Raw genomic sequence first — 25,646 nt, 5'->3', positions numbered from 1 at the left:
ATATTTTTACACGTTGAATCGGAAGTGCATTACATCGCCATCTTGTACGATGTAATCTTTACCTTCTAAACGCCATTTACCTGCTTCTTTTGCACCGTTTTCACCGTTGAATTGGATAAAGTCTTCATAAGCGATAACTTCTGCTCGGATAAAGCCTTTTTCAAAGTCGGTGTGGATTACAGCAGCTGCTTTTGGTGCGGTTGCGCCAACTGAAACTGTCCAAGCTCGCACTTCTTTTACGCCAGCAGTGAAATAAGTTTGAAGATTTAAAAGCGCATATCCTGCACGAATTACACGGTTCAATCCCGGTTCTTCAATGCCTAAATCTTGTAAAAACTCGACTTTTTCTTCATCATCAAGTTCTGCAATTTCAGATTCAATCGCTGCACATACTGGAACAACTACCGCCCCTTCTTTTGCAGCAATTTCACGAACGCGATCTAAGTATGGATTATTTTCAAAGCCATCTTCATTTACGTTTGCGATATACATTGTTGGTTTTAACGTTAAGAAGTTGTAACTCTTGATTGCTTGCAATTCTTCTTTATCTAACCCAACAGAACGAATCATTCCTGCATTTTCCAGCACAGGGAGGATTTTTTCCATAACTGAAAGTTCAAATTTAGCCTCTTTGTCGCCACCTTTGGCACGTTTTTGTAAACGTTGGATCGCACGTTCACAGCTATCTAAGTCTGCTAAAGCTAATTCAGTGTTGATAGTTTCAATATCATCAAGTGGGTCAATTTTGCCTGCAACGTGTACAATATCGTCGTTTTCAAAGCAACGCACTACGTGACCAATTGCGTCTGTTTCACGGATGTTTGCTAAGAATTTATTACCCAAGCCCTCGCCTTTGCTAGCACCTGCAACTAAGCCTGCGATGTCCACAAATTCCATCGTGGTGGGTAATACGCGTTCAGGTTTAACGATTTCTGCCAATGCATCTAAACGCGGATCTGGCATTGGTACGACACCCGTATTTGGTTCGATAGTACAGAATGGATAGTTTGCGGCTTCAATACCAGCTTTAGTGAGTGCGTTAAAAAGAGTAGATTTGCCCACATTTGGCAATCCCACAATACCACATTTGAATCCCATAATTTTTCCTTATTTTGAGTAAAACGGTTGTAAAACTAACCGCACTTTTAAATTTTAAAACTGTTTAAACGGTTGGTCGCTTTGACCATTCCATCTTTGAAAATCATTTCCACACAATCAGAGGCTTCATCTAGCACTTTTTCAAGTGCATCGCGATCTGCCGGCGATGGTTTATTTAAGACGTAACCTGCCACTAAATCACGATGGCCAGGATGCCCAATGCCAATACGTAAACGGTAAAAGTTGTTGTTATTGCCTAGTTGAGCCACAATATCTTTTAAGCCGTTATGCCCTCCATGCCCACCGCCTTGTTTGAGTTTTGCTGTGCCAGCAGGCAAATCTAGTTCATCGTGAATAACCAAAATTTCTTCAGGTTTAATACGGTAAAAACTTGCCAATGCCCCAACCGCTTTACCGCTTAAATTCATAAAAGTTGTTGGCACTAAAAGGCGAACTTCTTTTCCATTCACTAAAGTGCGGGCAGTTTTTCCGAAGAATTTACTTTCTGGATTTAGCGAAATATTAAAACGACGTGCCAAGCGTTCAATAAGCCATTCGCCAGCATTGTGGCGTGTATCGGCATATTTTTCGCCCGGGTTGCCTAAACCAACAATAAGTTTTATTTCTGACATTTTTTATTTGATGATGTAAAAAGAGGATATAAAAAATAGTGGCGTATTGTAGCGAAAAAGCCTTAAATTCTCAATCTATAAGGCGGAAACAAAGGGGTAATTTATTGCACGTGATTTATCATTAAAAGTCACCGCACTTTTCCGTTATAATGGTTAAAATTTTTTAATGAAGAAGTAAAAATGAATCAGATTAACATTGAAATCGCTTATGCTTTTCCCGAACGTTATTATTTGAAATCTTTTCAAGTTGATGAAGGAATCACCGTGCAAACGGCGATTACGCAATCAGGGATTTTAAGCCAATTTCCAGAGATTGATTTGAGCACAAATAAAATTGGGGTTTTCAGTCGTCCAATAAAATTGACTGATGTATTAAAAGAGGGCGATCGTATTGAAATTTATCGTCCATTACTTGCTGATCCGAAAGAAATTCGCCGTAAACGTGCAGCAGAACAAGCTGCCGCTAAAAATAAAGAAAAAGGAGCTTAAAAATGACCGCACTTTCATCTGTTGATTTTTGTTTACCTGAACATATCACGCCAGAAATTTTTCTACGGGATTATTGGCAGAAAAAGCCACTTGTAATTCGTAACGGTTTACCTGAAATTGTTGGGCAGTTTGAGCCACAAGATATTATTGAACTTGCACAAAATGAAGATGTTACTGCTCGTTTAGTAAAGACATTTTCTGATGATAATTGGAAAGTTTTTTTTAGCCCTTTAAGCGAAAAGGATTTCCAAAAATTGCCAGAAAAATGGTCAGTGTTAGTTCAAAATTTGGAGCAATGGTCGCCTGAATTAGGGCAACTTTGGAACAAATTTGGCTTTATTCCTCAATGGCAACGTGACGACATTATGGTGTCTTACGCGCCGAAAGGTGGCTCTGTTGGTAAGCATTATGATGAATATGATGTATTTTTAGTGCAAGGATATGGTCATCGTCGTTGGCAAGTGGGTAAATGGTGTGATACAAGCACTGAATTTAAACCAAATCAATCGATCCGAATTTTTGATGATATGGGCGAATTAGTCATTGATGAAGTAATGAACCCAGGCGATATTCTGTATATTCCAGCCCGTATGGCACATTATGGCGTGGCTGAAGATGATTGTTTAACCTTTTCTTTTGGCTTGCGTTATCCAAATTTAAGTAATTTGATTGATGGCATAAGCAAAGGTTTTTGTCATCAAGATCCTGATTTGAATTTAAGCGAGTTTGATTTGCCGCTACGTTTAAGCCAGTCTGAACAACGTACAGGTAAACTTGCAGATGAAAATATTCAAGCAATGAAACAGCTTTTATTAGATAAATTGGCTCATTCAGAAGCTTTTGATACGTTATTTAAACAAGCTGTAGCAAGTGCGGTAAGTTCTCGTCGTTATGAGTTATTAGTTTCGGATGAAATGTGCGATCCAGATGAAGTGCGGTCAATTCTAGAAGAAGATGGCGCATTCCTTTCTCAAGACAACAATTGTAAATTGCTTTACACCGAAAATCCGTTGCGAATTTATGCGAATGGCGAATGGTTAGATGAACTTAATGTAATTGAGAGCGAAGTGTTAAAACGCTTATCTGACGGCGAAAGTTTAGATTGGGCATTTTTATCAAGTTTAGTGAATAAAACCGAAGATCCTGAAACCTCAATGGATTTACTGTTAGATTCCATTTGTAACTGGGTTGATGATGGTTGGGTGTTAATTGAATAATATGTCAGACAATATTTATTCTGTCTCTCAACTGAATTCTGCCGCGCGTCAGATGTTGGAGGGGCATTTTTCCCAAATTTGGCTAACGGGCGAAATTTCCAATTTTACGCAGCCCGTGTCTGGGCATTGGTATTTAACGCTGAAAGATGAAAATGCACAGGTGCGTTGTGCAATGTTTCGTATGAAAAATTTGCGCGTTGCTTTTCGTCCACAAAATGGAATGCAAGTGCTTGTGCGTGCCAATGTGAGTTTATATGAGCCTCGCGGCGATTATCAGCTTATTATTGATTCTATGCACCCAGCTGGCGAGGGATTATTGCAACAGCAATTTGAAGCGTTAAAAATGAAGTTGGCTACGGAGGGATTGTTTGCTCAAAATCTCAAGAAAAATCTACCGCACTTTAGTAAAGCCGTTGGGATTATAACTTCTTCTACAGGTGCGGCATTGCAAGATATTTTGCATATTTTGGCACGCCGTGATCCAAGTTTAAAAGTTGTTATTTATCCCACTGCGGTTCAAGGCAAAGAGGCGACCGCAGAAATTGTGCAAATGATTGAACTTGCTAATGTGCGACAAGAAGTGGATGTATTAATTGTTGGGCGTGGTGGTGGTTCATTAGAAGATCTTTGGTGTTTTAATGAAGAAAAAGTGGCGCGAGCGATTTTTCGTTCAACCTTACCCATTATCAGTGCGGTAGGTCACGAAACAGATGTGACGATTGCCGATTTTGTGGCAGATCTTCGTGCGCCGACCCCTTCTGCTGCGGCTGAGTTAGTTAGTCGTAATCAAGATGAATTATTGCAACAACTTCGCCATCAACAGCAACGTTTAGATATGGCATTTGATCGTTTATTTACGCGAAAAAGCCAGCGTTTGAAACAGCTAACCTTAAGATTACACAATCAACATCCACAGAATCAGTTACGCGTTCAACAAGCAAAAAATGCACAGCTTACGCATCGCTTGCAACTTGCAATGTTGCGTCAGTTTGAAAATACACAGCAAAAATTGACCGCACTTTCTGTTCGTTTAAAACAAAATCCATTGCCATATCAAGTGCAACGTCATCAACAACGCTTAGAGCAGTTGCAAGTGCGGTTAAATTTTTGCGTAAATCGCCAAGTGACGGAGCGTCAAAATAAACTGGCAACGTTATGCGGAAAACTGGATGGTTTAAGCCCGTTGAAAGTATTGGCAAGAGGTTATTCCATTGCGGAAAACTCGCAAGGTAAAGCCATTGTTAGTGTGAAAGATGTCAATCAAGGGGACTTCATTACAACCCAAGTGGCTGATGGAAAAATTGTAAGTAAGGTTTTGTAAAATGTCTATTTCGTAAAATGGAGTAAAACATTATCTTACATACTTCTGAAAAAAGAATGCCGTGATTATTGATAAATTATCACGGTATTTTATTTTGTGACTCACTTCAAACTTTCAACAAAAAGTGGAAACCTTCTATTTTTTTTGTAGTCTTTTAAGCGTATGATTTTGCGTTCAGTTTTGGAGAAAACAGATGTCAGAAATTCAACATTTTAGCCAACAAGATATAGAAATATTGGGCGAACAAACTTTGTATGAAGGTTTTTTCACGCTTAAACAAATCCAATTTAAACATAAACTTTTTGCTGGGGGGCAAAGTGGCGTCGTAACCCGAGAATTACTGATTAAAGGTGCCGCCTCAGCAGTTATCGCTTATGATCCAAAAGAAGATTCTGTGATTTTAGTTGAACAAGTTCGTATTGGTGCGGCTTATCATCCCGAATCTAATCGTTCGCCTTGGTTACTCGAACTAATTGCGGGTATGGTAGAAAAAGGCGAAAAGCCAGAAGAAGTTGCTTTGCGTGAGAGTGAAGAAGAAGCGGGAATTCAAGTCAAAAATTTAACGCATTGTTTAAGTGTGTGGGATAGCCCAGGTGGCATAGTGGAGCGAATTCATTTATTTGCAGGCGAAGTGGATAGCTCACAAGCAAAAGGTATTCACGGTTTGGCTGAAGAAAATGAAGACATTCGAGTACAGGTAGTAAAACGTGAACAGGCGTATCAATGGATGTGCGAGGGGAAAATTGATAATGGCATTGCAGTGATTGGATTGCAGTGGCTTCAATTAAATTATGCTCAGTTACAACAAAGTTGGAAATGTAGTTAGGGGGCATTAATGAAAAATACGTTTGTTTATCAGGCGGAAAAGCCTGTTATTAAGTTATTACAAATTACGGATCCCCATTTATTTAAAGATGAAAGTGCGGAATTATTGGGGGTCAATACACAAGCAAGTTTTGCTCAAGTATTAAAGGAAATTCAGCAAGAAAATAACCAATTTGATGTGATTCTTGCTACAGGCGATCTTGTGCAGGATAGTAGTGATGAAGGTTACACTCGTTTTGTAGAAATGATGAAACCTTTCAATAAACCTGTATTTTGGATTCCAGGAAATCACGATTTTCAGCCTAAAATGGCAGAATTTTTAAATCAGCCACCAATGAATGCGGCAAAACATCTTCTATTGGGCAAGCATTGGCAAGCTGTATTGTTGGATAGCCAAGTTTATGGTGTACCGCACGGACAACTAAGCCAGCATCAACTCGATTTATTAAAAGAAACCTTAGAAAAAAATCCTGAACGTTATACGTTGGTTGTATTACACCATCATTTATTACCAACTAATTCCGCGTGGCTTGATCAACATAACCTTCGTAATTCTCACGAATTGGCAGAAGTGCTTGTGCCTTTTACTAATGTGAAAGCTATTTTGTATGGGCATATTCATCAAGAAGTAAACAGTGAATGGAATGGTTATCAAGTGATGGCAACACCAGCGACTTGTATTCAATTTAAACCTGATTGCCAGTATTTTTCTCTTGATACCTTACAGCCTGGTTGGCGTGAAATTGAGCTACATTCAGATGGTTCAATTCGTACCCAAGTGAAACGTATTCAGCAAGCGGAATTTTTGCCGAATATGCAAGAAGAGGGATATTAAATTTTGTGGACGTTTTAAAAATCGTTTTCATAGTGCGTATTTTTAAAACGTCCACTATTCTAATTCAATAAAAGTGCGGTCAAATTTTTAATTGTTTTTAACGATTCGCCAGTTCAAAAATCATTGCCTCTGCTTGGCAACTAAAAGTGAAAGAGGCATTTAATTGAACGCCGTTTTCAACTGCCACGATTTCGCTTTTAATTTCGCAAGGATCGCTTTCTATGTTGCGTGCTTTCTTTGTTAATCGTTCAAGCGCTGCATTGGCATCAGCTTCAGTGCTATAAAATTGATGAACTTCTACGCTACAGTCAGAGCCATCAATAATCGTGCCTACATCAACACAGCTACAAGTTAAGGATTCTTCTGCTTTGCATTTTACGGTCATTTTCTTTTCCTTATATGAATGTTTTGCGTATTTTATCATTTTTCTTTTTTTCCATAAATGACAAAAATTGAACAAAACAATCCATTAAATGCAAAAGTTCCCGCCAACTGGTCGGAACTCTAATAAAAATAAGGAAATAAATTTGCACTCAGTAGCATCGAGTTTTAGAATTGACCAAATTTCTATTAATAACAAAGGTTCCCAAATGAAAAAATTTAATCAATCTCTATTAGCAACTGCAATGTTATTGGCTGCAGGCGGTGCAAATGCGGCGGCTTTCCAATTGGCGGAAGTGTCTACTTCTGGGCTTGGTCGTGCCTATGCAGGTGAAGCGGCTATTGCAGATAATGCTTCTGTCGTGGCAACTAACCCAGCTTTGATGAGTTTATTTAAAACTGCACAGTTTTCCACGGGTGGCGTTTATGTTGATTCTCGAATTAATATGAATGGTGATGTAAATTCTTCTGCTATAATAAGTAATAAAATGAACTCAATAAAGTACGGCTCAGCTTCAAAGCGTAATGTTGTTCCTGGTGCTTTTGTGCCAAATCTTTATTTCGTTGCGCCAGTGAATGATAAATTCGCGGTGGGTGCTGGAATGAATGTCAATTTCGGTCTAAAAAGTGAATATGGCGATAGTTATGATGCTGGTGTATTTGGTGGAAAAACTGACTTGACTGCTATCAACTTAAATTTAAGTGGTGCTTATCGAGTAACAGAAGGCTTGAGCCTAGGTTTAGGGGTAAATGCGGTTTATGCTAAAGCCCAAGTTGAACGGAATGCTGGTACTATTGCGGATAGTGTTAATGATACACAAGTAAAACCAGCATTCTCAGTACTGAGCGAACCATACAAAAAATTTCCTGAGTATTTGAGCTCTAAAGACAAATCTGTTGTGTCATTACAAGATAGAGCAGCTTGGGGCTTTGGCTGGAATGCAGGTGTAATGTATCAATTTAATGAAGCTAACCGAATTGGTTTAGCCTATCATTCTAAAGTGGACATTGATTTTACTGACCGCACTGCCACTAGTTTAGAGGCAAATGTTATCAAGGCAGGTAAAAAAGGTGATTTAACCCTTACATTGCCAGATTACTTAGAACTTTCAGGTTTCCATCAATTAACTGACAAATTTGCTGTGCATTATAGTTATAAATATACCCATTGGAGTCGTTTAACAAAATTACATGCTAGCTTCGAAAATGGTAAAAAAGCGTTTGATAAAGAATTACAATACAGTAATAACTCTCGTATTGCATTAGGGGCAAGTTATAATCTTTATGAAAAATTGACCTTACGTGCGGGTATTGCTTACGATCAAGCGGCATCTCGTCATCACCGTAGTGCTGCAATTCCAGATACCGATCGCACTTGGTATAGTTTAGGGGCAACCTATAAATTCACGCCGAACTTATCTGTTGATCTTGGCTATGCTTACTTAAAAGGCAAAAAAGTTCACTTTAAAGAAGTAAAAGCAATAGGTGAAGAACGTACATTGAAAGTCAATACAACTGCAAATTATACTTCTCAAGCACACGCAAATCTTTACGGCTTAAACTTAAATTATAGTTTCTAATCCGTTAAAAAATTTAGCATAATAAAGCACACTTCCACAGCAAGTGTGCTTTTTTTTATAAAAATAAGGCGAAAAATGACCGCACTTTATTACACTTATTACCCTTCCCCCGTCGGACGGCTTTTGATTCTATCTGACGGCGAGAGCATTACACATATTGATTTTGAAAAAGAGCAATATACGCCTAATCCCAAATGGCTCAAGCAAGATGAATTACCTGTTTTTCAAAAAGTGCGGTTGGCTTTTGAACGATATTTTAATGGCGAAGTTGAGCGTTTTTCAGACATCCCCTTAAAACCAGAAGGCACAGCGTTTCAACAAGCCATTTGGCAAGCCTTGCGTGAAATTGATTATGGCGAACTTTCAAGTTATGGAGAGCTGGCGTTACGGATTAATAACCCGAAAGCTGTTCGTGCCGTGGGAGGTGCGGTGGGCAGTAATCCGATTAGTATTATTATTCCTTGTCATCGTATTTTAGGCAAAGACCGAACTTTAACTGGTTTTGGTGGCGGCTTAGAGGCAAAACGTTTTTTATTGCAGTTAGAGAAAATTCCCTATATTGATAAAGGCACAGAAAACACGAAGCCACGCTTTTTTAAGAAATATCACGAATGATTCCACAAACCCTTGAACAATTACTTTCCCAAGCGCAATCTATCGCTGGCTTAACTTTTGGAGAGTTAGCGGATGAACTGCATATTCTTGTCCCGCCAGATTTAAAACGTGATAAAGGCTGGGTGGGAATGTTATTAGAGCACGCTTTAGGTGCAACGGCAGGGAGTAAAGCCGAACAGGATTTTTCCCATTTAGGTGTTGAACTTAAAACATTGCCGATTAATGCGGAGGGTTATCCGCTTGAAACCACCTTTGTGAGCCTTGCCCCGTTGGTACAAAATTCTGGGGTTAAATGGGAAAATTCCCACGTTCGTCATAAACTTTCTTGTGTACTTTGGATACCTATTGAAGGCAGTCGCCATATTCCATTACGTGAACGCCATATCGGCGCACCAATTTTATGGAAGCCAACCGCTGAGCAAGAACGTCAATTAAAACAAGATTGGGAAGAATTGATGGATTTAATTGTACTTGGCAAATTGGATCAAATTACTGCTCGAATTGGCGAGGTTATGCAACTTCGCCCGAAGGGTGCAAATAGTCGTGCTGTGACAAAAGGCATAGGAAAAAATGGCGAAATTATAGATACCTTGCCTTTAGGTTTTTATCTAAGAAAAGAATTTACCGCTCAAATTTTGAAAGCATTTTTAGATGTAAAGCCACTTTAACTTGATTTTAAAACACGTCAAAAACACGGAAAAAACCGACCGCACTTTTTAGCTTGTTGCCATAAAAAATTAAGGGAATTCGATTTCGTTCCCAAGGTGGCACGCTTAATTCTTGCCAGATTTTTTTTATATCTTCTCTTGGGCGTTTCGGATGATGTTTAACTTTGCCTGAATAGCCAAAGCGGATAGAAATAGGCAAGTCCGTTTTTTCTAGCGTCACAGAGTAATCCTGCCAGTGGAAAATCAGATTATGTTCATTTTCTTGAACACTGAGATTGCCTAAATCATCGGGTAAACTTAACGTGTTTTGTTCTAATTTTAGGGTGCATTTGGTTAGATCAGAAAACGGCTTAGTTAAATATAAACAGCCGTGATAACGTCGAATGACTTTATTTACAAGCTGAAATTGAGGGTTTGCCTCTTCTTTTGCAAAAACAACATCATTAATAAGCTGTGTAAGCTGGCGTTTACTTGGCATTTCAAGTTGGTTTTCCGCAAGCCACATACGCAAAAGTGCGGTCTGTTTTGCGAGAGAATATTTGCGAAATTGGCACAGTTTAAATTGGTTTTTAATTTGACAATGTTCTGCAAAGGCTTCACTCAATAAATCATTAATTAGCTGTTGTTGCTCAAAACAATGTTGTGCGGAACGTTGCACGGCTAAATCAAAATAAGCCCAGCGTTCACGTAATTCTGGCAAGATTTCATTGCGTAAGAAATTGCGATCAAATCGATTATCTTTATTACTTTCATCTGTAATCCAATTGAGTTTTTCTTTTTGAGCATAATCTTCTAACTGTGTGCGAGTAAAACTTAACAAAGGGCGTAAAATTGGCATTCCGAATAATGCACTTTGTTGTTGCATTGCGCCTAAGCCTTGTAGCCCACTGCCACGTTTTAAGGCTAAGAAAAAGGTTTCTGTTTGATCGTTTAGATGATGTGCTGTAACCAGTATTTCTTGTGTTTGAAGATGTTTTTTTATGGCTTGATAGCGTGCTTCACGCGCCCCAGCCTCAATGCCATTGGTTTTATCTACTTGTACTCGCTCGATAATCAATGGAATTTGAAATTGATCGCATAAGTTTTGGCAGTGTTTAGCCCAACAATCTGCATTGGGGCTTAAGCCGTGATGAATGTGGATTGCTCGTATAGATAAAGGCGGTAAGTGCGGTTGTTTTTGACGAAGTTTTGCAAATAAAGAAAGAAGTACAGTGGAATCTAAACCACCACTCAAGGCGATAAGAAATGCTTGAGCGGTGGCTTTTTTGAGTTGTTTTTCAATGTCTGAAAGTAAATCCATTAGGCAACTTTTTCAGCTTTATAGTTGCTGCTTGGATTGAGAATTTCAAAACGTGCAGCAATGGTTTGTAACTCGTAAGAACCCAATTCAAAGGTGGTTTTCATTACGCCTGCTACTTCATTATTCATTGCTTCAAAAGCTTCAACATCAGATTTTCCATTGAGTAAATTTGCTAAGAATGTACCCGCAATTAAATCGCCCACGCCCACTGGTTCAAAGTTGAATTGATAAAGCGGACGGCTTAAATGCCAAACCCCCTCTGGGGTTGCCATAATAATTTCAAATGTATCAGGATCGTTGATTTTACCCGCACTACCTAAATGTTTAACAAGAACTTTCTTCACGCCTTTTGCAATCAACGCATTCACTGCTTTTAATACATCGTCAAAGGTATTAATTGGAAATTCGGTTAGCTGACGCAATTCGTGTAAGTTTGGCGTCATAATATCCGCCACTGGAATGGCTTTTTCAATAAGTGCTTCGCGAACACCATTGGCAACCACGCAGATTTTTTTCGGATGTGGCATAACTGGGTCACATAAATAAAGTGCATTTGGATTACGCAGTTTGATTTGTTCTAAGGCAAAAAGAATTTGATCGACTTGTTCCGCAGAACCTAAGTAACCAGATAACAAGGCATCACATTCTTGTAGTTTTTCAATATTATCAAGTCCAGTTACAATTTCTCGGATTTGTTCTTGTGGAATTACCATGCCTGTCCATTTTCCGTATTGGGTGTGATTAGAAAATTGAACGGTATTTAATGCCCACACATCGACGCCTAACAACTGCATTGGAAAAGTCGCGGATTTGTTACCTGCAAAACCATAGACTACGTGGGATTGGATCGAAAGTACGTTTTTCATTATATTTTCTCCTTTGTTGTATATTTAGATCAAAAAAGAGCGGTAAAAATCACCGCTCTTTTAGAATGTTAGTTAGCAATAACCGTAAGACATTAAACGTTCATAGCGTCTATTTAATAATTCTTCTTTGCTTAGTTCATTGAGTTCAGCTAAATCTTCTTTTAAACGAAGTTTTAAGTTTTCAGCTATTTTCGCATAATTGCGATGTGCGCCACCCAAAGGTTCTTGCACAATGCTGTCGATAAGATTTAATTCTTTTAAACGGCTTGCGGTTAATCCCATTACTTCTGCTGCCGTAGATGCCTTTTCCGCACTTTTCCAAAGAATAGAAGCGCAGCCTTCAGGCGAGATAACAGAATAAGTGGAATACTGTAACATATTCACTTTATCGCCCACGCCAATAGCTAACGCACCGCCCGAACCGCCTTCGCCGATAACGGTACAAATAACAGGAACGGTAAGTTGTGCCATTTCGCGTAAGTTGCGAGCGATAGCTTCCGCTTGACCACGTTCTTCTGCGCCAATACCTGGATAAGCCCCTGGTGTGTCAATAAATGTGATAATTGGCAATTTAAAACGTTCAGCCATTTCCATTAAACGTAACGCTTTACGATAGCCTTCAGGTGCGGGCATACCAAAATTGCGTTGTACTTTTTCTTTTACAGAACGACCTTTTTGATGACCGATAACCATCACTGGACGACCATCTAAACGCGCCAAGCCACCAACAATGGCTTTATCATCAGCAAAAGCACGATCCCCTGCAAGTTCTTCAAATTCAGTAAAAATATGTTCAATATAATCTAATGTATAAGGGCGGTTTGGATGACGCGCCATACGTGAAACTTGCCAAGCATCGAGGTTGGCAAAGGTTTTTTTAGTGAGTTCGTTACTTTTCTTTTGTAAGCGTTTGATTTCATCAGTTAAATCAACTTTATCATCTGATGCTGCTCGTAATGCTTCAATTTTTGCTTCTAATTCAGCAATCGGCAATTCAAAATCTAAATATTCTTGGTTCATTTTGTTATCCTAAAAAGACCGTAAAAATTGACCGCACTTTATCAAGAATTAAACTGTGGCGCAAATGGTTTTCACTGGTTGGGCAAGCTTATAATCGCTCTCTTTTAAAGAGCGATAAGACAAATAAAAACGCGGAACAAATCACAACAGAAGGCCCAGCAGCAGTATCATAAAAGGCTGATAATATTAATCCACCTATAATCGATAACATACTCATAATAATCGCCCAGCCCACCATAGATTCTGGCGTTCTCGCAAAGCGACGAGCGGTTGCCGCAGGGATTATTAATAAGGATGTGATAATTAATGCACCGACAAATTTCATACTCAAGGCAATAGTCAATGCGGTTAATATCATTAAAATAAAACGCATTTTTTTGATATTAATGCCTTCAACTTGCGCGAGTTCTGGCGATACGGTGGTGGAAAGTAAGGATTGCCAAAAATAAATTAATGTTGAAAGCACAATTATCACGCCAATGCCGATATAAATTAAATCCGTATAATTAATCGCGAGTAAATCCCCAAATAAATAATTCATTAAATCTACCCGTACATTCCGTAATAATCCTACTGTCACAACGCCAAGAGATAAACAGCTATGAGCGATAATACCGAGCAAGGTATCAATGGAAAATTGCGTATTGCTTTCTAACCACACCATTGCGATAGCAAGAATTAAGGTAAGCACCACAATCGCAATGTAAGGATTGACTTGTAAGAAAATACCTAACGCCACGCCGAGCAAGGCAGAATGAGAAAGAGTGTCACCAAAATAAGCCATTTTCCGCCACACCACAAATACGCCAAGTGGCGCGGTAATAAGCGAAAGCACAATGCCTGTTAAAAGGGCAGGAAATAAAATTTCAAACATTATTTATCCTTATTTTGACAATGCACTGCTGATGAATTACAACCGCACACATCGCCGTGCAAGGTGTGATGATGATTGTGATGATGGGTATAAAATCCAACATTTTGTGCGAGCTGATTTCCCCATAAACGCATAAATGTTGGATCATTTGAGAGAACATCGGGCGTACCTGCACAACAAATATGTTGGTTAATACACAATACTTCTTTACTGTCTGCCATCACAATGTGTAAATCGTGTGATACCATCAATACGGCACAATTTAATTTTTGTTGGGTTTGATGAATTAGCTGATAAAGCTCAGCTTGACCAGTAATGTCTACGCCTTGAGTGGGTTCGTCTAGCACAAGTAAATTCGGTTTATTTAAAATTGCACGTGTCAATAATACGCGTTGCATTTCGCCACCAGAAAGTTTTTGCATATTGCTTTTGCGTAAATGTGAAATCGAAAGTTGCTCAAGTGCGGTGGATATTTCTTGGGTTTTAATACCTTTTTTTAGCGAAAGAAATCGCTCAACCGTAATAGGCAAACTATGATCCAAATGGATTTTTTGTGGTACATAACCAATGCGAACATTTTTACTATAAATGACTTCGCCAGAAGTGGGCATTTGTAGTTTTAATAAGGTTTTTAACAACGTAGATTTGCCACCACCATTTGGCCCCACAATGGTAATAATAGAATTGGGATAGATATTTAAATTAATATCTTGCAGAGCGGTTTTTTGTGCGAAAACCACATTGATATTTTTTAATTGAATGAGCGGTTGTGGGTTTTGCTCGCGATGGATACCTGTGATGTTCATTAAATCATCTCTTATCAAAAGTGGTGGGGGAAAATAACGCATTTTGGCAGATTTCTCAAGATTTTCTATCCAATGTCGAATATTTAAGCATTTGAATAATGCTTTTTCCATAGGAATGAATTTTCTTTATAATCTGTAGTCTGAATGCTGAAAACTTTTTTATTTTAGGGATGCCAGTGCAACACGTAAAATTAGCTCGAGATAGACGAAAAAAACGCGCATATATAAAAGTAGGCGTGTTTTTTGTTGCTATTCTGCTTATTTTGACAGGCATTTTACTTACAATAAAAGACAAATCTGAAGAAAATCCCATATTTTCCACCTCTGACAGTGGGGAATATCACGAGTTAAATACATCGCCAAATAAAAATTCCACCGCACTTCAACCTGATGAAGATGCCACCTCTTATGATGATGAACTGCAAGCAAAAGATGATGAAGTTGATGAAGTAAAACTATCTTCAGATGATCTCGGTACTTTACCTCAACACGCACAAGATGCACTCAATGGTTTATTAGACGCAGCCGATCAAGCCATAAGAATTACTGATCAATTTAGCTATACGGTAACCGAAGGGGATACTTTAAAAGATGTTTTAGTTTTATCCGGTTTAGATGATTCATCAGTACAACCGTTGATTGCGCTTGATCCCGAATTAGCCCACTTAAAAGCAGGTCAGCAATTTTACTGGATTTTAAATAAAAATGATAACTTGGAATATTTAAATTGGCTGGTTTCTGAAAAAGAAGAACGTATTTATGAACGTCTCGAAGATGGGAAATTTAAACGCCAAGTTATTGAAAAGAAAAGTATTTGGCGAAAAGAAGTATTAAAAGGCGAGATTCAAAATTCTTTAAATAGTAGTTTAAGAGAACAAGGTCTTAATACGCGTCAAATTAGCCAACTTAGTAACACCTTACAATGGCAAGTGAGTTTGAGAAAACTAAAAAAAGGCACTCAATTTGCCATTTTAGTTTCTCGTGAATATTTAGGCGATAAACTTACAGGTCAAGGTAATGTTGAGGCGTTACGTATTTCATCTGGTGGTAAAAATTATTATGCAGTGCAAGCGGCAAATGGTCGTTATTATAATCAGCAAGGAGAAACTTTAGGCAAAGGTTTTGCTCGTTATCCATTGCAGCGACAAGCACGCGTTTCCTCCCCTTTTAATCCAAATCGTCGCCATCCAGTAACAGGACGTGTTCGTCCCCATAAAGGCGTGGATTTCTCTGTTTCTCAAGGCACACCAGTTATTGCACCAGCAGATGGTACAGTTGAAAAGGTCGCTTATCAGGCTGGCGGTGCTGGGCGTTATGTTATGTTGCGTCACGGGCGTGAATATCAAACTGTTTATATGCACTTGAGCAAATCCTTAGTAAAAGCAGGGCAAACCGTTAAAAAAGGCGAACGTATTGCACTTTCTGGTAACACGGGCATTTCTACGGGGCCGCATTTACATTATGAATTTCATATTAACGGTCGAGCTGTTAATCCTCTTACCGTAAAATTACCGGGTACTAGCAGCGGTATGAGTTCAACTGAACGTAAACAATTCCTTGTTCGTGTTCGTGAAGCTGAAAGAATGTTAAAACCTTAGCTATATAAAGTGCGGTCAAAAATGGTCGCATTTTTACCTTATGTAAAATAATATTTACACTTTGTTGTAAAGAAATTATCATAGCCATATCTTAATTATCTCCATTCCCTGAATATGACGATTTCTAAATTTGATCCTCAAAATCCTTTCGATTGTTTTATTGTGCAAAGTGAAGCAATGAAAAGTGCAGTAGAAAACGCGAAACGTTTTGCTATGTTTGATGTGCCTTTGTTAATTCAAGGCGAAACGGGGACAGGAAAGGATTTGTTAGCGAAAGCCTGCCATTATCAGAGTTTACGTCGTGATAAGAAATTTATCGCAGTAAATTGTGCGGGGTTGCCGGATGAAGATGCCGAAAGTGAAATGTTTGGTCGAAAAGTTGGCGACAGCGAAACCATTGGTTTTTTTGAATACGCAAATGAGGGTACAGTTTTACTCGATGGTATTGCTGAACTTTCATTGAGTTTACAGGCTAAATTATTGCGTTTTTTAACGGATGGATCTTTTCGTCGAGTAGGCGAAGAAAAGGAGCATTATGCAAATGTACGCGTAATTTGCACATCACAAATTCCACTTCATTTGCTTGTTGAGCAAGGTAAAGTTCGTGCTGATTTATTTCATCGCTTAAATGTTCTTACTCTTAATGTGCCGCCATTACGCGAACGCATGGCTGATATTGAGCCACTGGCACAAGGTTTTTTACAGGAAATCAGCGAAGAATTAAAAATTGCAAAACCAACTTTCGATAAAGATTTTCTTCTTTATTTGCAGAAATATGATTGGAAAGGGAATGTTCGTGAACTTTATAACACTCTTTATCGTGCCTGCTCTCTGGTACAAGATAATCATTTGACTATCGAAAGTTTAAATCTTGCTCCGCCACAAAGTGCGGTAATTTCTTTGGATAAATTTGGAAATAAAACCTTAGATGAAATCATCGGTTCTTATGAGGCACAAGTTCTAAAATTATTTTATGCAGAATATCCAAGCACGAGAAAATTGGCTCAACGTTTAGGCGTTTCCCATACTGCGATTGCGAATAAATTGAAACAATATGGAATTGGAAAATAATTTTCCGATTTGAAATGGAAAAAGTGCGGTTGAAATTTCCTGAGAATTTTCAACCGCACTTAATAAATATTGATTACCCATTAATGGTATTGTGATTACTCTGCTTGAGTTTCCACGCTTTCAACTGCTTCTGTTGGAGCGGTATGATGGTTATTATTGTGATGCGAAACTGAACGAGCAGGCACAACCGTTGAAATTGCGTGTTTATATACCATTTGGTTCACTGTGTTTTTTAATAAAATCACGAATTGATCGAATGATTCAATTTGACCTTGAAGTTTAATTCCGTTTACAAGGTAAATTGATACAGGAATGCGTTCACGACGAAGCGCATTTAAATAAGGATCTTGTAAAGATTGTCCTTTTGCCATTTTGCTATCCTTTGTTGTCGTTATTATGAAATTTGTTGATAGAAACGAGTTGTCTCCGTGTGCAAGTGTAGCAATAAACAGAAATATTGTCTATTTGCTTTCCCGCAACTTTTGCAAAATTGCTTTCATTTGATGATCTAGTGGCGCATTAAAGCGTAGCGTTTCGCCATTTTTAGGGTGTTCAAATCGAATTGAAAAAGCGTGTAAAAATAAACGGTTTAATCCTAATTCATTCATTTGTTTATCAAAATCTTTATCGCCGTATTTATCATCTAATGCAATAGGATGCCCAGCATATTGTGTATGCACGCGAATTTGATGTGTTCGCCCTGTGACTGGCGATGCTTTTACAAGTGTAGCGTTTGTATAGCGTTCTTCAATACTAAAGCGAGTTTCAGATGGTTTGCCTTGCTCGCTGACACGCACAATACGTTCGCCGCTGGATAATTCATTTTTCAAAAGAGGGGCTTGAATAACTTTTATATGGGATTGCCATTGTCCACGTACTAACGCTAAATAATCTTTTTGAACGGTTTTTACGCGAAGTTGTTCGTGCAAATTGCGTAATGCTGAACGTTTTTTCGCAATTAATAAAATGCCTGATGTATCGCGATCCAAACGATGAACCAGCTCTAAAAAGCGAGCTTCTGGGCGTAATGCTCGTAAGGCTTCAATCACACCAAAATTTAAACCACTGCCACCGTGTACCGCAATTCCTGAAGGTTTATTTAACATAATCAAACAATCATCTTCAAACAAAATTTGGTTTTCAAGTGCGGCGACTTTATTGAGATTTTTTGAAATTGACGCATCATTTTTTTCTGCGACACGAACGGGTGGAATGCGTACAACATCGCCTGTTTGCAGTTTATATTCTGGTTTAATTCTGCCTTTGTTTACTCGCACTTCGCCTTTACGCACAATGCGATAAATTAAACTTTTAGGTACGCCTTTGAGTTTTGCTAATAAATAATTATCAATTCGTTGTCCACTTTCATCTTCACTAATTGTCAGCATTTTTACGGATGAATTAATGATGTTTTCATTTTGTTTTGTCATTTTGTTCCCTTTTGAAAATCGCTGCAAATCATATCACAAAGGTACTATGAACGTAATATGGAACGTAATATGAACGTAACGCTAGAACGTAAATTCGCCTTGCCAATTAATCGTTTTCTATGGATAATAGAACGTCTTTTTGCTCCTAAGAATTTGCGTAAAAAGGATAAGTTTTGTTGGTAAAAACTCAATGCAGCACTCGGCATAAGACATTGATAATCAACATTTTTCTTAAAATAAATTAGCCGCTTGCAACGCGTGCGGAATATCGCGTTGTTTTATCAAGCAAACATTTGTGCTTAATAACCTTATCAATGCACCCAGCAACATACAGTCGTGAGATTGACTGGCGCGAGAAACACGAGGTCGATAACGAAGCAAAGTGCGGTTTATTTTGAGGTTTTTTAAATATTTAATAAGAGAATTGACAATGAAAAGAATGTTAATCAATGCGACTCAAAAAGAAGAGTTGCGTGTTGCGCTTGTCGATGGACAACGCCTTTTTGACTTGGACATTGAAAGTCCAGGACACGAACAAAAAAAAGCGAATATCTACAAAGGAAAAATTACTCGCGTTGAGCCGAGTTTAGAAGCGGCTTTTGTAGATTATGGTGCAGAACGTCACGGTTTTTTACCTTTAAAAGAAATTGCCCGTGAATATTTTCCCGATGATTATGTTTTCCAAGGTCGTCCGAATATACGCGATATTTTGGTTGAAGGACAGGAAGTTATCGTTCAAGTTAATAAAGAAGAACGTGGTAATAAAGGGGCTGCATTAACCACTTTTGTTTCTCTTGCTGGCAGTTATTTGGTACTTATGCCGAATAATCCACGGGCAGGGGGAATTTCTCGCCGTATTGAAGGCGATGAACGTACTGAACTAAAAGAAGCATTAAGTTCATTAGATGTGCCTGACGGTGTAGGCTTAATCGTCCGTACTGCTGGTGTGGGAAAATCGCCAGAAGAATTACAATGGGATTTAAAAGTATTATTACATCATTGGAAAGCGATCAAACAAGCTTCACAAAGCCGTCCAGCTCCATTCTTAATTCATCAAGAAAGCGATGTGATTGTACGTGCTATTCGTGATTATTTACGTCGTGATATTGGCGAGATCCTTATTGATAGCCCAAAAATTTTTGAGAAAGCGAAAGAACATATCAAACTTGTGCGTCCTGATTTCATCAATCGCGTGAAACTTTATCAAGGCGAAGTGCCACTTTTCAGTCACTATCAAATTGAATCTCAAATTGAATCCGCATTCCAACGTGAAGTGCGTTTACCTTCTGGTGGTTCAATTGTTATTGATGTCACCGAAGCATTAACCGCCATTGATATTAACTCCGCACGTTCTACTCGTGGTGGCGATATTGAAGAAACGGCATTAAATACCAACCTTGAAGCGGCAGATGAAATCGCGCGTCAATTACGTTTACGTGACTTAGGTGGTTTAGTTGTTATCGATTTCATTGATATGACACCAATCCGCCATCAACGTGAAGTAGAAAATCGTATTCGTGATGCGGTTCGTCCAGATCGCGCCCGTATTCAAATTAGCCGAATTTCTCGTTTTGGTTTGTTAGAAATGTCACGTCAGCGTTTAAGCCCATCATTGGGCGAATCTTCGCACCATATTTGCCCTCGTTGTCAAGGAACAGGCAAAGTGCGTGATAATGAATCTCTTTCTTTATCTATTTTGCGTTTGCTGGAAGAAGAAGCATTAAAAGAAAACACTAAGCAAGTGCATACCATTGTGCCAGTACAAATTGCCTCTTATCTTCTTAATGAAAAACGCAAAGCAATCAGCAATATTGAAAAGCGTCATAATGTCGATATTATTGTTGCACCAAATGAAGCAATGGAAACACCGCACTTTAGCGTTTTCCGCTTACGCGATGGCGAAGAAGTAAATGAATTAAGCTATAACTTAGCGAAAATTCACTGTGAGAAAGATGAAAATACTGAAGAATCACTGGTTTCTCGTAATATAGAAACAACAGCTGTTATTGAACAGCCTGCGGTTGAAAGTGCAGCAGTTGCGCTTTCTATTTCAGAAGCTGCGCCAACGCCAGTTGAGCGTAAATCAAATGAACCCTCTTTGTTAGCCAAAATTATTGCGAAGATTAAAGGTTTATTTACTGCTAAATCTGAAGAAAACAAACCAAAAAATAACCGCACTTCACGCAATTCTAATCGTAATCAACGCCGTTCGCAGGATCGTCGCACTTCTCGTCGTCCACGTTCTGAAAATAACGAGGCGGAAAGAACTGAAGAACAGGTTCGCAATGTCCGTGAGCGAAATCAACGCCGTCCACGCCGTAACTTAGTGGAAGAAAGTATCGCTGAAAGTGCGGTAAATTCTACACCTGTTTTTGAGACTAAAGAAGAAAGAACTGAGCCTGTAACTCAACGTCGCCAACGTCGTGATTTACGTAAACGCGTGCGCGTTGAAGATAATGAAACAGTTGTTGAAAATAATTTGAACACGACTGAAAAAATGCCAGAAGTGGATGTAGTTCAAAATGATGAAAAACCCGTTCATCAGAACCAACGTTCTGAACATCAAGAGCGTCAGCGTCGTACTCCACGTCATTTGCGTACAGCGAATAATCAGCGTCGTCGCCGTAATCAAGAGCCAAAATCGCCAATGCCATTGTTTGCTGCGGTGGCTTCACCTGAATTGGCAAGTGGCAAGGCTTGGATTGATTATTCAACGGTAAATCTGCCAAAAGAAAATCATTTCTTATCTGTCGATGAATTGCTTGAGCAAGAGAAAACTAAAAAAGGGTTTATCACGCCAGCAATGGGAATTGTCGTTGAAGAAAAATCCCTTGATGTAAAACCTGCATTAGATTTTATTACTCAACCAGCTAATGAATCGGTACAGAAAAAGGTGCAAGAATCTTTAGAGCGTTTAAATTCATATAAACCTCAAGAAGTTGTTGAATCTATCGAGCCAGCAATTAATGTAAATGAACCTGAAACAGTCGAGAACGTATCAAAATTTGTCCGCACTTATGAATTTAATGGACGTTTAGGTACTATTTCTTCGGTGATTCATACTAAAGCTGAGATGACTTTGGCGAAAGCGAGTGATGAAATGCCAGAGGCTTTCCCAATTAGAGCTTGGCAGGATTCTCGTTATTATTTCTATGGAAAAGGTGCGGCGGGACATCATTGTGCAATTAGCCACGTTTATTCTGAACCTACTCGTGCAAAAGCAGAATAATCAAAAATAAAAATAGAAAGAATTGGCGTAACCAAAATTACGTCAATTCTTTTTATTTTATAAGCTGTAGTAAAAATAATCATTTAGAATAAATATGATTATTTCTACTTGACGGTTTTTATTAGAGAACGTATTATTCACGCGCATTAAATCACGGAGGAATGGTCGAGTGGTTGAAGGCACCGGTCTTGAAAACCGGCGAGGGTTTACGCCCTCCTAGGGTTCGAATCCCTATTCCTCCGCCATCGATTTTTACGAGCTAACTAATTCGGAAGAATTAGTTTTTTATTTCTCATCATCTATTTTCCGTATTTTCACGGTTTTCTAATTCTTCTTTAAATACCAAATATTCTTCTAAAAGATCGATTGCATCTTGGCATTTCTGTAAGCGTTTTTTATAACTTTCCGCAAGTTGCGTATAACGTATTTTTTCATCATTATTTTTTTCAGCTTGTGCTAAATCTTTATGTTGTCGATAAAGATTATTCAACTGCTCTCGTGCCTCGTAATATTTTTCTAGGCGTTCTCTTGGCGGTAATTTATGAATGTTATGTTGAGATTTTTTTTGCGGCTGCGGAGTGGGGTTCGTATTAATGATAAAAGGCTTATTTTTATGCGTGAGTGCTTCTGATAGCGCAGTACATTGGGCAAGTAAGCGTTTGGTAATGAAGATGTAATGATCAGGATTTTCTGATTGTAGGGATTTTATTTTATCAAGGATTTGATTAATTTCCTTTAGATAAAAGGCAACAGTTTGTCCGTTTTCACTAAATAAAGTGCGGTCAAATTTGGCGAAGATTTTTTCTTCTTGCGGCAAGTTGCTCTGATAAAGTTGTTGAACTTTTTGATCTAAGCGTTGGATAAGTTGTTGAACAGTCATAAAGAATCCCCCAAGTGGGGGATTATAATCGTTAAAGATACATTGCTGCAATCCAGCCGAATACCAATAATGGAATATTATAGTGAATAAAGGTAGGTACAACAGAATCCCAAATGTGATCGTGTTTGCCATCCATATTCAAGCCAGATGTTGGGCCTAATGTTGAGTCTGATGCGGGCGAACCTGCATCTCCTAAAGCCGCTGCTACGCCTACAATAGAAATTGTCGCTAATGGAGAAAAACCAAAAGATAAACAGAGAGGTACGTAAATTGATGTAATAATCGGTACTGTAGAGAATGATGAGCCAATACCCATTGTAATTAATAAACCAACAACAAGCATTAATAATGCGGCAACACCTTTACTTTGCACAACACCAGAACTTAGGCTTTGTACTAAATCTGTTACGCCAGTGGTAGCATTAATCACATTTGCAAAACCTGAAGCTGCAATCATTACAAAGCCAATCATTGCCATTAAGCGCAAGCCTTGTTGAAAAATATCGTTGCTTTCTTTTAGTTTGAAAATGCCACATAGTGCGAAAATAATTAAGCCAATTAAACCGCCAATGATAGTTGAGCTTGTGACTAATTGTGTCGCGAAGGTCGCAACAATTGCGATTAAACTTACAGTAATTTGTTTTGGTTTAATATTAGCAATGTGAGCTTCAATATCTTTGGTTGTCGGTTCTTCAACATTGATATTGTATTCACGTGGTTTACGGTAGGTAATAAATACGGCTGTGAGTAAGCCTAAAATCATTCCAATAACAGGTAACAACATTGCTAAAGAAACTTGCGCTATATTTGTTTGTAAACCTAAGGTCGCACCTACTTGATTAATGTTTTTAACTAAAATACTTTCGATAAAGATTTTTCCAAAGCCCACTGGTAATAACATATAGGTAGCAGTTAAACCAAATGTAAGTACGCAAGCTACTGCACGGCGATCAATTTTTAAACGGTTAAAGATTGAAAGCAGCGGTGGTACAACGATTGGAATAAAGGCAATGTGCACTGGAAGTAAGTTTTGAGAAGATATGGCAAACAATGCCAACACCGCAAAAATGAAATATTTGAACCAAGTTAAATTGCCAGCAGTTGGTGTTTTATTCATTTTTGTGATGATTTTATAAGCGATTAAATCGGTAATACCTGATTTAGAAATAGCAATAGCGAACGCACCAAGCATTGCATAGTTCATTGCGACTTCAGCACCGCCACCTAAGCCGCCTGTAAAGGTTTCGATGGTTTTAGTTAAACCTAAATCACCGATAAATCCTGCGGTAAGTGCAGCAATCACCAGTGCGATAATAACGTTGATGCGTAGCAAACTAAGTGCCAGCAAAACGATGATCGAGATAACAACGGGGTTTGATAACATTGTGTTTTTCCTTGTAAATTAAATGATAAATACTTTACTTTAAAATTTTTATTGAATAAATAATAACGCTAAATTAATGCCTCCTATATCATAAATAAAACAAAACCCCTCGAAAGTAGCCTTCCGAGGGGTAAGATTTTTATTATCCAGTCAGCTCGGAAGAAATCTTCCAAGCACACCAAAAACCTGAAAGATTATTCAGTTGAATGGTGATGATGGTGACGACGGATAATGTTCATTTTTTATCTCCAAATAAGAATTGCTTTTAAACTACTGGAAAAATCAAACGATTGCAACCACTTTTTTAGTTTTTTTAAAGTGCGGTCTGATTTTCTGCTGTGTTTTCTGTTTCATCTATTTGAGAAATATGGGGAAAGCCACCTAAATCTTTTAAATGATTGACCATATAACAGAATAATTCCGCCGTGCGTTCGGTATCATATAGCGCTGAATGGGCTTGTTTCCCATCAAAGGGGATTTTAGCAGCAAGACAGGCTTTAACAAGAACAGTTTGACCAAACATTAAGCCTGCTAAACTTGCCGTGTCAAACATGCCAAAAGGGTGGAAGGGATTACGCTTTACGCCGGTACGTTCAGCAGCAGCCATCACAAAACTTTGGTCAAAAGCAGCATTGTGCGCCACAATGATAGAACGTTGGCAATCCGTATCTTTTTGTCCTCGACGCACCATTTGAAATAACCCCGTGATTGCATCAAGTTCAGATACTGCACCACGTAATGGATTGTGAATATCAATGCCATTAAATTTCAAGGACTCAGGATTAATATTTGCTCCTTCAAAAGGCTCGATATGAAAATGGCATTTCTGATCAGGATGCAAATAACCGTTTTCATCCATTTTTAATGTGATGGCGGCTAGTTCGAGTAACGCATCTTTTTTTGCATCAAAACCTGCAGTTTCAACATCAATAATGACGGGGAAATAGCCACGAAAGCGATTTTTTAATTGGTTGTGATAAGGGATTTCTTGAGAATCGGACATAATCTATCTCTTAAAAATAAAATAACGTAGGAATCCCTACGTTATTAAAAATACAATAAAAATTGACCGCACTTTAGTTGCCTAAACCAGATTTAGTACTTTTGTTTTCGATAAATTCAATTTTATAACCATCTGGATCTTCAACAAAAGCAATGACGGTTGAGCCACCTTTAACTGGCCCTGCTTCGCGAGTAACGTTACCACCGCTTGCACGAACAGCTTCACAAGTCGCATAAATATCATCTACGCCGATAGCGATATGTCCATATGCTGTGCCGTGTTCATATTTATCTACACCCCAGTTGTATGTTAATTCAATTTCTGCCGCACTTTCGCCATCTTCGTAACCTAAAAAAGCCAGTGTATATTTGTATTCAGGGTTTTCACTGGTGCGTAATAAACGCATACCTAAAACATCTTGATAAAATTTGATTGAACGATCTAAATCACCCACGCGTAACATAGTGTGTAAAATTTGCATCGGTTTGTCCTTTTTTAGTTGAGTTAAACAGATTATGTCATAA

At 38.4% G+C, this 25,646-nt stretch carries 25 protein-coding genes, 1 tRNA gene and 1 other annotated feature; of the genes, 12 read left to right on the top strand and 14 right to left on the bottom strand.

Going from position 1 to position 25,646, the window contains the following annotated elements; translation table 11 throughout:
* Window positions 1–6: 6 nt before the first annotated feature.
* Both ychF and pth read right to left on the bottom strand, forming a co-directional pair.
* Complete coding sequence (gene ychF / locus ACPT9C_RS03565) at window positions 7–1,098, bottom strand: redox-regulated ATPase YchF (RefSeq protein WP_044332683.1); 1,092 nt, start codon at window positions 1,096–1,098, stop codon at window positions 7–9.
* 47 nt (window positions 1,099–1,145) lie between these two features.
* Window positions 1,146–1,730, bottom strand: a complete 585-nt coding sequence (gene pth, locus ACPT9C_RS03560; protein ID WP_050949010.1) for an aminoacyl-tRNA hydrolase — start codon at window positions 1,728–1,730, stop codon at window positions 1,146–1,148.
* A 180-nt stretch (window positions 1,731–1,910) separates the two neighbouring features.
* Between pth and ACPT9C_RS03555 the strand changes: the two genes are divergently transcribed.
* The 5 genes from ACPT9C_RS03555 to cpdA all read left to right on the top strand — a co-directional run bounded on the left by ACPT9C_RS03555 (window position 1,911) and on the right by cpdA (window position 6,417).
* The gene (locus tag ACPT9C_RS03555; protein ID WP_050822795.1) at window positions 1,911–2,219 is read left to right on the top strand and encodes an RnfH family protein; all 309 of its coding nucleotides are present in this window, start codon (window positions 1,911–1,913) and stop codon (window positions 2,217–2,219) included.
* Window positions 2,220–2,221: 2 nt separating this feature from the next.
* Entirely contained in the window at window positions 2,222–3,436 is a 1,215-nt protein-coding gene (locus ACPT9C_RS03550) for a cupin domain-containing protein (protein ID WP_050949009.1), read from the top strand.
* A 1-nt stretch (window position 3,437) separates the two neighbouring features.
* A complete protein-coding gene (gene xseA, locus ACPT9C_RS03545) occupies window positions 3,438–4,757 on the top strand; it encodes an exodeoxyribonuclease VII large subunit (protein ID WP_050949008.1) in 1,320 nt (439 codons plus the stop codon).
* A 193-nt stretch (window positions 4,758–4,950) separates the two neighbouring features.
* The gene (gene nudF / locus ACPT9C_RS03540) at window positions 4,951–5,583 is read left to right on the top strand and encodes an ADP-ribose diphosphatase (RefSeq protein ID WP_005630028.1); all 633 of its coding nucleotides are present in this window, start codon (window positions 4,951–4,953) and stop codon (window positions 5,581–5,583) included.
* A 9-nt stretch (window positions 5,584–5,592) separates the two neighbouring features.
* Window positions 5,593–6,417, top strand: coding sequence for a 3',5'-cyclic-AMP phosphodiesterase (gene cpdA, locus ACPT9C_RS03535; protein WP_050949007.1), 825 nt, complete (start codon window positions 5,593–5,595; stop codon window positions 6,415–6,417).
* A 97-nt stretch (window positions 6,418–6,514) separates the two neighbouring features.
* Here the strand turns inward: cpdA and ACPT9C_RS03530 are convergent, their stop codons facing one another.
* Window positions 6,515–6,802, bottom strand: coding sequence for a YfcZ/YiiS family protein (locus ACPT9C_RS03530; protein WP_050949006.1), 288 nt, complete (start codon window positions 6,800–6,802; stop codon window positions 6,515–6,517).
* Between the two features lie 205 nt (window positions 6,803–7,007).
* On the opposite strand from ACPT9C_RS03530, the gene ACPT9C_RS03525 reads away from it, so the two are divergent.
* The 3 genes from ACPT9C_RS03525 (at window position 7,008) to mutH (ending at window position 9,661) form a co-directional block, all read left to right on the top strand.
* Window positions 7,008–8,378 (top strand): porin, encoded by a 1,371-nt coding sequence (locus ACPT9C_RS03525; RefSeq protein WP_050949005.1) that lies wholly within the window; start codon window positions 7,008–7,010, stop codon window positions 8,376–8,378.
* Between the two features lie 75 nt (window positions 8,379–8,453).
* Window positions 8,454–8,993 carry a methylated-DNA--[protein]-cysteine S-methyltransferase gene (locus tag ACPT9C_RS03520; RefSeq protein ID WP_050949004.1) on the top strand — a complete coding sequence of 180 codons (540 nt, stop codon included), beginning with the start codon at window positions 8,454–8,456 and terminating at the stop codon, window positions 8,991–8,993.
* Entirely contained in the window at window positions 8,990–9,661 is a 672-nt protein-coding gene (gene mutH / locus ACPT9C_RS03515; RefSeq protein WP_118879866.1) for a DNA mismatch repair endonuclease MutH, read from the top strand. Before ACPT9C_RS03520 ends, mutH begins: the two co-directional genes overlap by 4 nt.
* Before the next feature lie 7 nt (window positions 9,662–9,668).
* On the opposite strand, the gene tilS is transcribed toward mutH, so the two are convergent.
* The 5 genes from tilS to znuC form a co-directional block, all read right to left on the bottom strand.
* Window positions 9,669–10,961, bottom strand: a complete 1,293-nt coding sequence (gene tilS, locus ACPT9C_RS03510) for a tRNA lysidine(34) synthetase TilS (RefSeq protein WP_050949002.1) — start codon at window positions 10,959–10,961, stop codon at window positions 9,669–9,671.
* Window positions 10,961–11,827: a pyridoxal kinase gene (gene pdxY, locus ACPT9C_RS03505; protein ID WP_005630043.1), complete on the bottom strand. Its 867-nt coding sequence runs from the start codon at window positions 11,825–11,827 to the stop codon at window positions 10,961–10,963. Before pdxY ends, tilS begins: the two co-directional genes overlap by 1 nt.
* A 72-nt stretch (window positions 11,828–11,899) precedes the next feature.
* On the bottom strand, window positions 11,900–12,847 hold the full coding sequence (gene accA, locus ACPT9C_RS03500; RefSeq protein WP_050949001.1) for an acetyl-CoA carboxylase carboxyl transferase subunit alpha: 948 nt from the start codon (window positions 12,845–12,847) through the stop codon (window positions 11,900–11,902).
* Window positions 12,848–12,935: 88 nt separating this feature from the next.
* Window positions 12,936–13,721, bottom strand: a complete 786-nt coding sequence (znuB, locus tag ACPT9C_RS03495) for a zinc ABC transporter permease subunit ZnuB (protein ID WP_005693761.1) — start codon at window positions 13,719–13,721, stop codon at window positions 12,936–12,938.
* Window positions 13,721–14,527: a zinc ABC transporter ATP-binding protein ZnuC gene (gene znuC, locus ACPT9C_RS03490; protein WP_050949036.1), complete on the bottom strand. Its 807-nt coding sequence runs from the start codon at window positions 14,525–14,527 to the stop codon at window positions 13,721–13,723. The genes znuB and znuC overlap by 1 nt, the downstream gene beginning before the upstream one ends.
* Window positions 14,528–14,697: 170 nt before the next feature.
* On the opposite strand from znuC, the gene mepM reads away from it, so the two are divergent.
* Together mepM and ACPT9C_RS03480 are read left to right on the top strand one after the other, a co-directional pair.
* Window positions 14,698–16,125: a murein DD-endopeptidase MepM gene (gene mepM, locus ACPT9C_RS03485; protein WP_076773247.1), complete on the top strand. Its 1,428-nt coding sequence runs from the start codon at window positions 14,698–14,700 to the stop codon at window positions 16,123–16,125.
* 114 nt (window positions 16,126–16,239) lie between these two features.
* Window positions 16,240–17,196, top strand: a complete 957-nt coding sequence (locus tag ACPT9C_RS03480; RefSeq protein WP_050948999.1) for a sigma 54-interacting transcriptional regulator — start codon at window positions 16,240–16,242, stop codon at window positions 17,194–17,196.
* Window positions 17,197–17,291: 95 nt separating this feature from the next.
* On the opposite strand, the gene hfq is transcribed toward ACPT9C_RS03480, so the two are convergent.
* Together hfq and rluC are read right to left on the bottom strand one after the other, a co-directional pair.
* A complete protein-coding gene (gene hfq / locus ACPT9C_RS03475) occupies window positions 17,292–17,567 on the bottom strand; it encodes an RNA chaperone Hfq (RefSeq protein WP_005649254.1) in 276 nt (91 codons plus the stop codon).
* Window positions 17,568–17,657: 90 nt separating this feature from the next.
* Complete coding sequence (gene rluC, locus ACPT9C_RS03470) at window positions 17,658–18,626, bottom strand: 23S rRNA pseudouridine(955/2504/2580) synthase RluC (protein ID WP_050948998.1); 969 nt, start codon at window positions 18,624–18,626, stop codon at window positions 17,658–17,660.
* Between the two features lie 430 nt (window positions 18,627–19,056).
* Between rluC and rne the strand changes: the two genes are divergently transcribed.
* Window positions 19,057–21,855: a ribonuclease E gene (gene rne / locus ACPT9C_RS03465; RefSeq protein ID WP_423717143.1), complete on the top strand. Its 2,799-nt coding sequence runs from the start codon at window positions 19,057–19,059 to the stop codon at window positions 21,853–21,855.
* Window positions 21,856–22,010: 155 nt separating this feature from the next.
* Window positions 22,011–22,100, top strand: a tRNA-Ser gene (locus ACPT9C_RS03460).
* Window positions 22,101–22,150: 50 nt separating this feature from the next.
* Here the strand turns inward: ACPT9C_RS03460 and priC are convergent.
* The 4 genes from priC to gloA all read right to left on the bottom strand — a co-directional run bounded on the left by priC (window position 22,151) and on the right by gloA (window position 25,603).
* Window positions 22,151–22,735, bottom strand: a complete 585-nt coding sequence (gene priC, locus ACPT9C_RS03455; RefSeq protein ID WP_050948996.1) for a primosomal replication protein PriC — start codon at window positions 22,733–22,735, stop codon at window positions 22,151–22,153.
* A gap of 31 nt (window positions 22,736–22,766) precedes the next feature.
* A complete protein-coding gene (locus tag ACPT9C_RS03450) occupies window positions 22,767–24,119 on the bottom strand; it encodes a Na+/H+ antiporter family protein (RefSeq protein WP_050948995.1) in 1,353 nt (450 codons plus the stop codon).
* 97 nt (window positions 24,120–24,216) lie between these two features.
* Window positions 24,217–24,338, bottom strand: a sequence feature (His leader region).
* Window positions 24,339–24,432: 94 nt separating this feature from the next.
* Window positions 24,433–25,122: a ribonuclease T gene (rnt, locus tag ACPT9C_RS03445; RefSeq protein ID WP_021035684.1), complete on the bottom strand. Its 690-nt coding sequence runs from the start codon at window positions 25,120–25,122 to the stop codon at window positions 24,433–24,435.
* 73 nt (window positions 25,123–25,195) lie between these two features.
* Window positions 25,196–25,603 (bottom strand): lactoylglutathione lyase, encoded by a 408-nt coding sequence (gloA, locus tag ACPT9C_RS03440; RefSeq protein ID WP_005688980.1) that lies wholly within the window; start codon window positions 25,601–25,603, stop codon window positions 25,196–25,198.
* Window positions 25,604–25,646: the final 43 nt, after the last annotated feature.

It is taken from the genome of Haemophilus sp. HN_Hi16, from assembly GCF_049823435.1.
In the GTDB taxonomy this organism is placed as follows: domain Bacteria; phylum Pseudomonadota; class Gammaproteobacteria; order Enterobacterales; family Pasteurellaceae; genus Haemophilus; species Haemophilus influenzae_D.
This window is presented reverse-complemented; position numbering and strand designations above follow the sequence as displayed.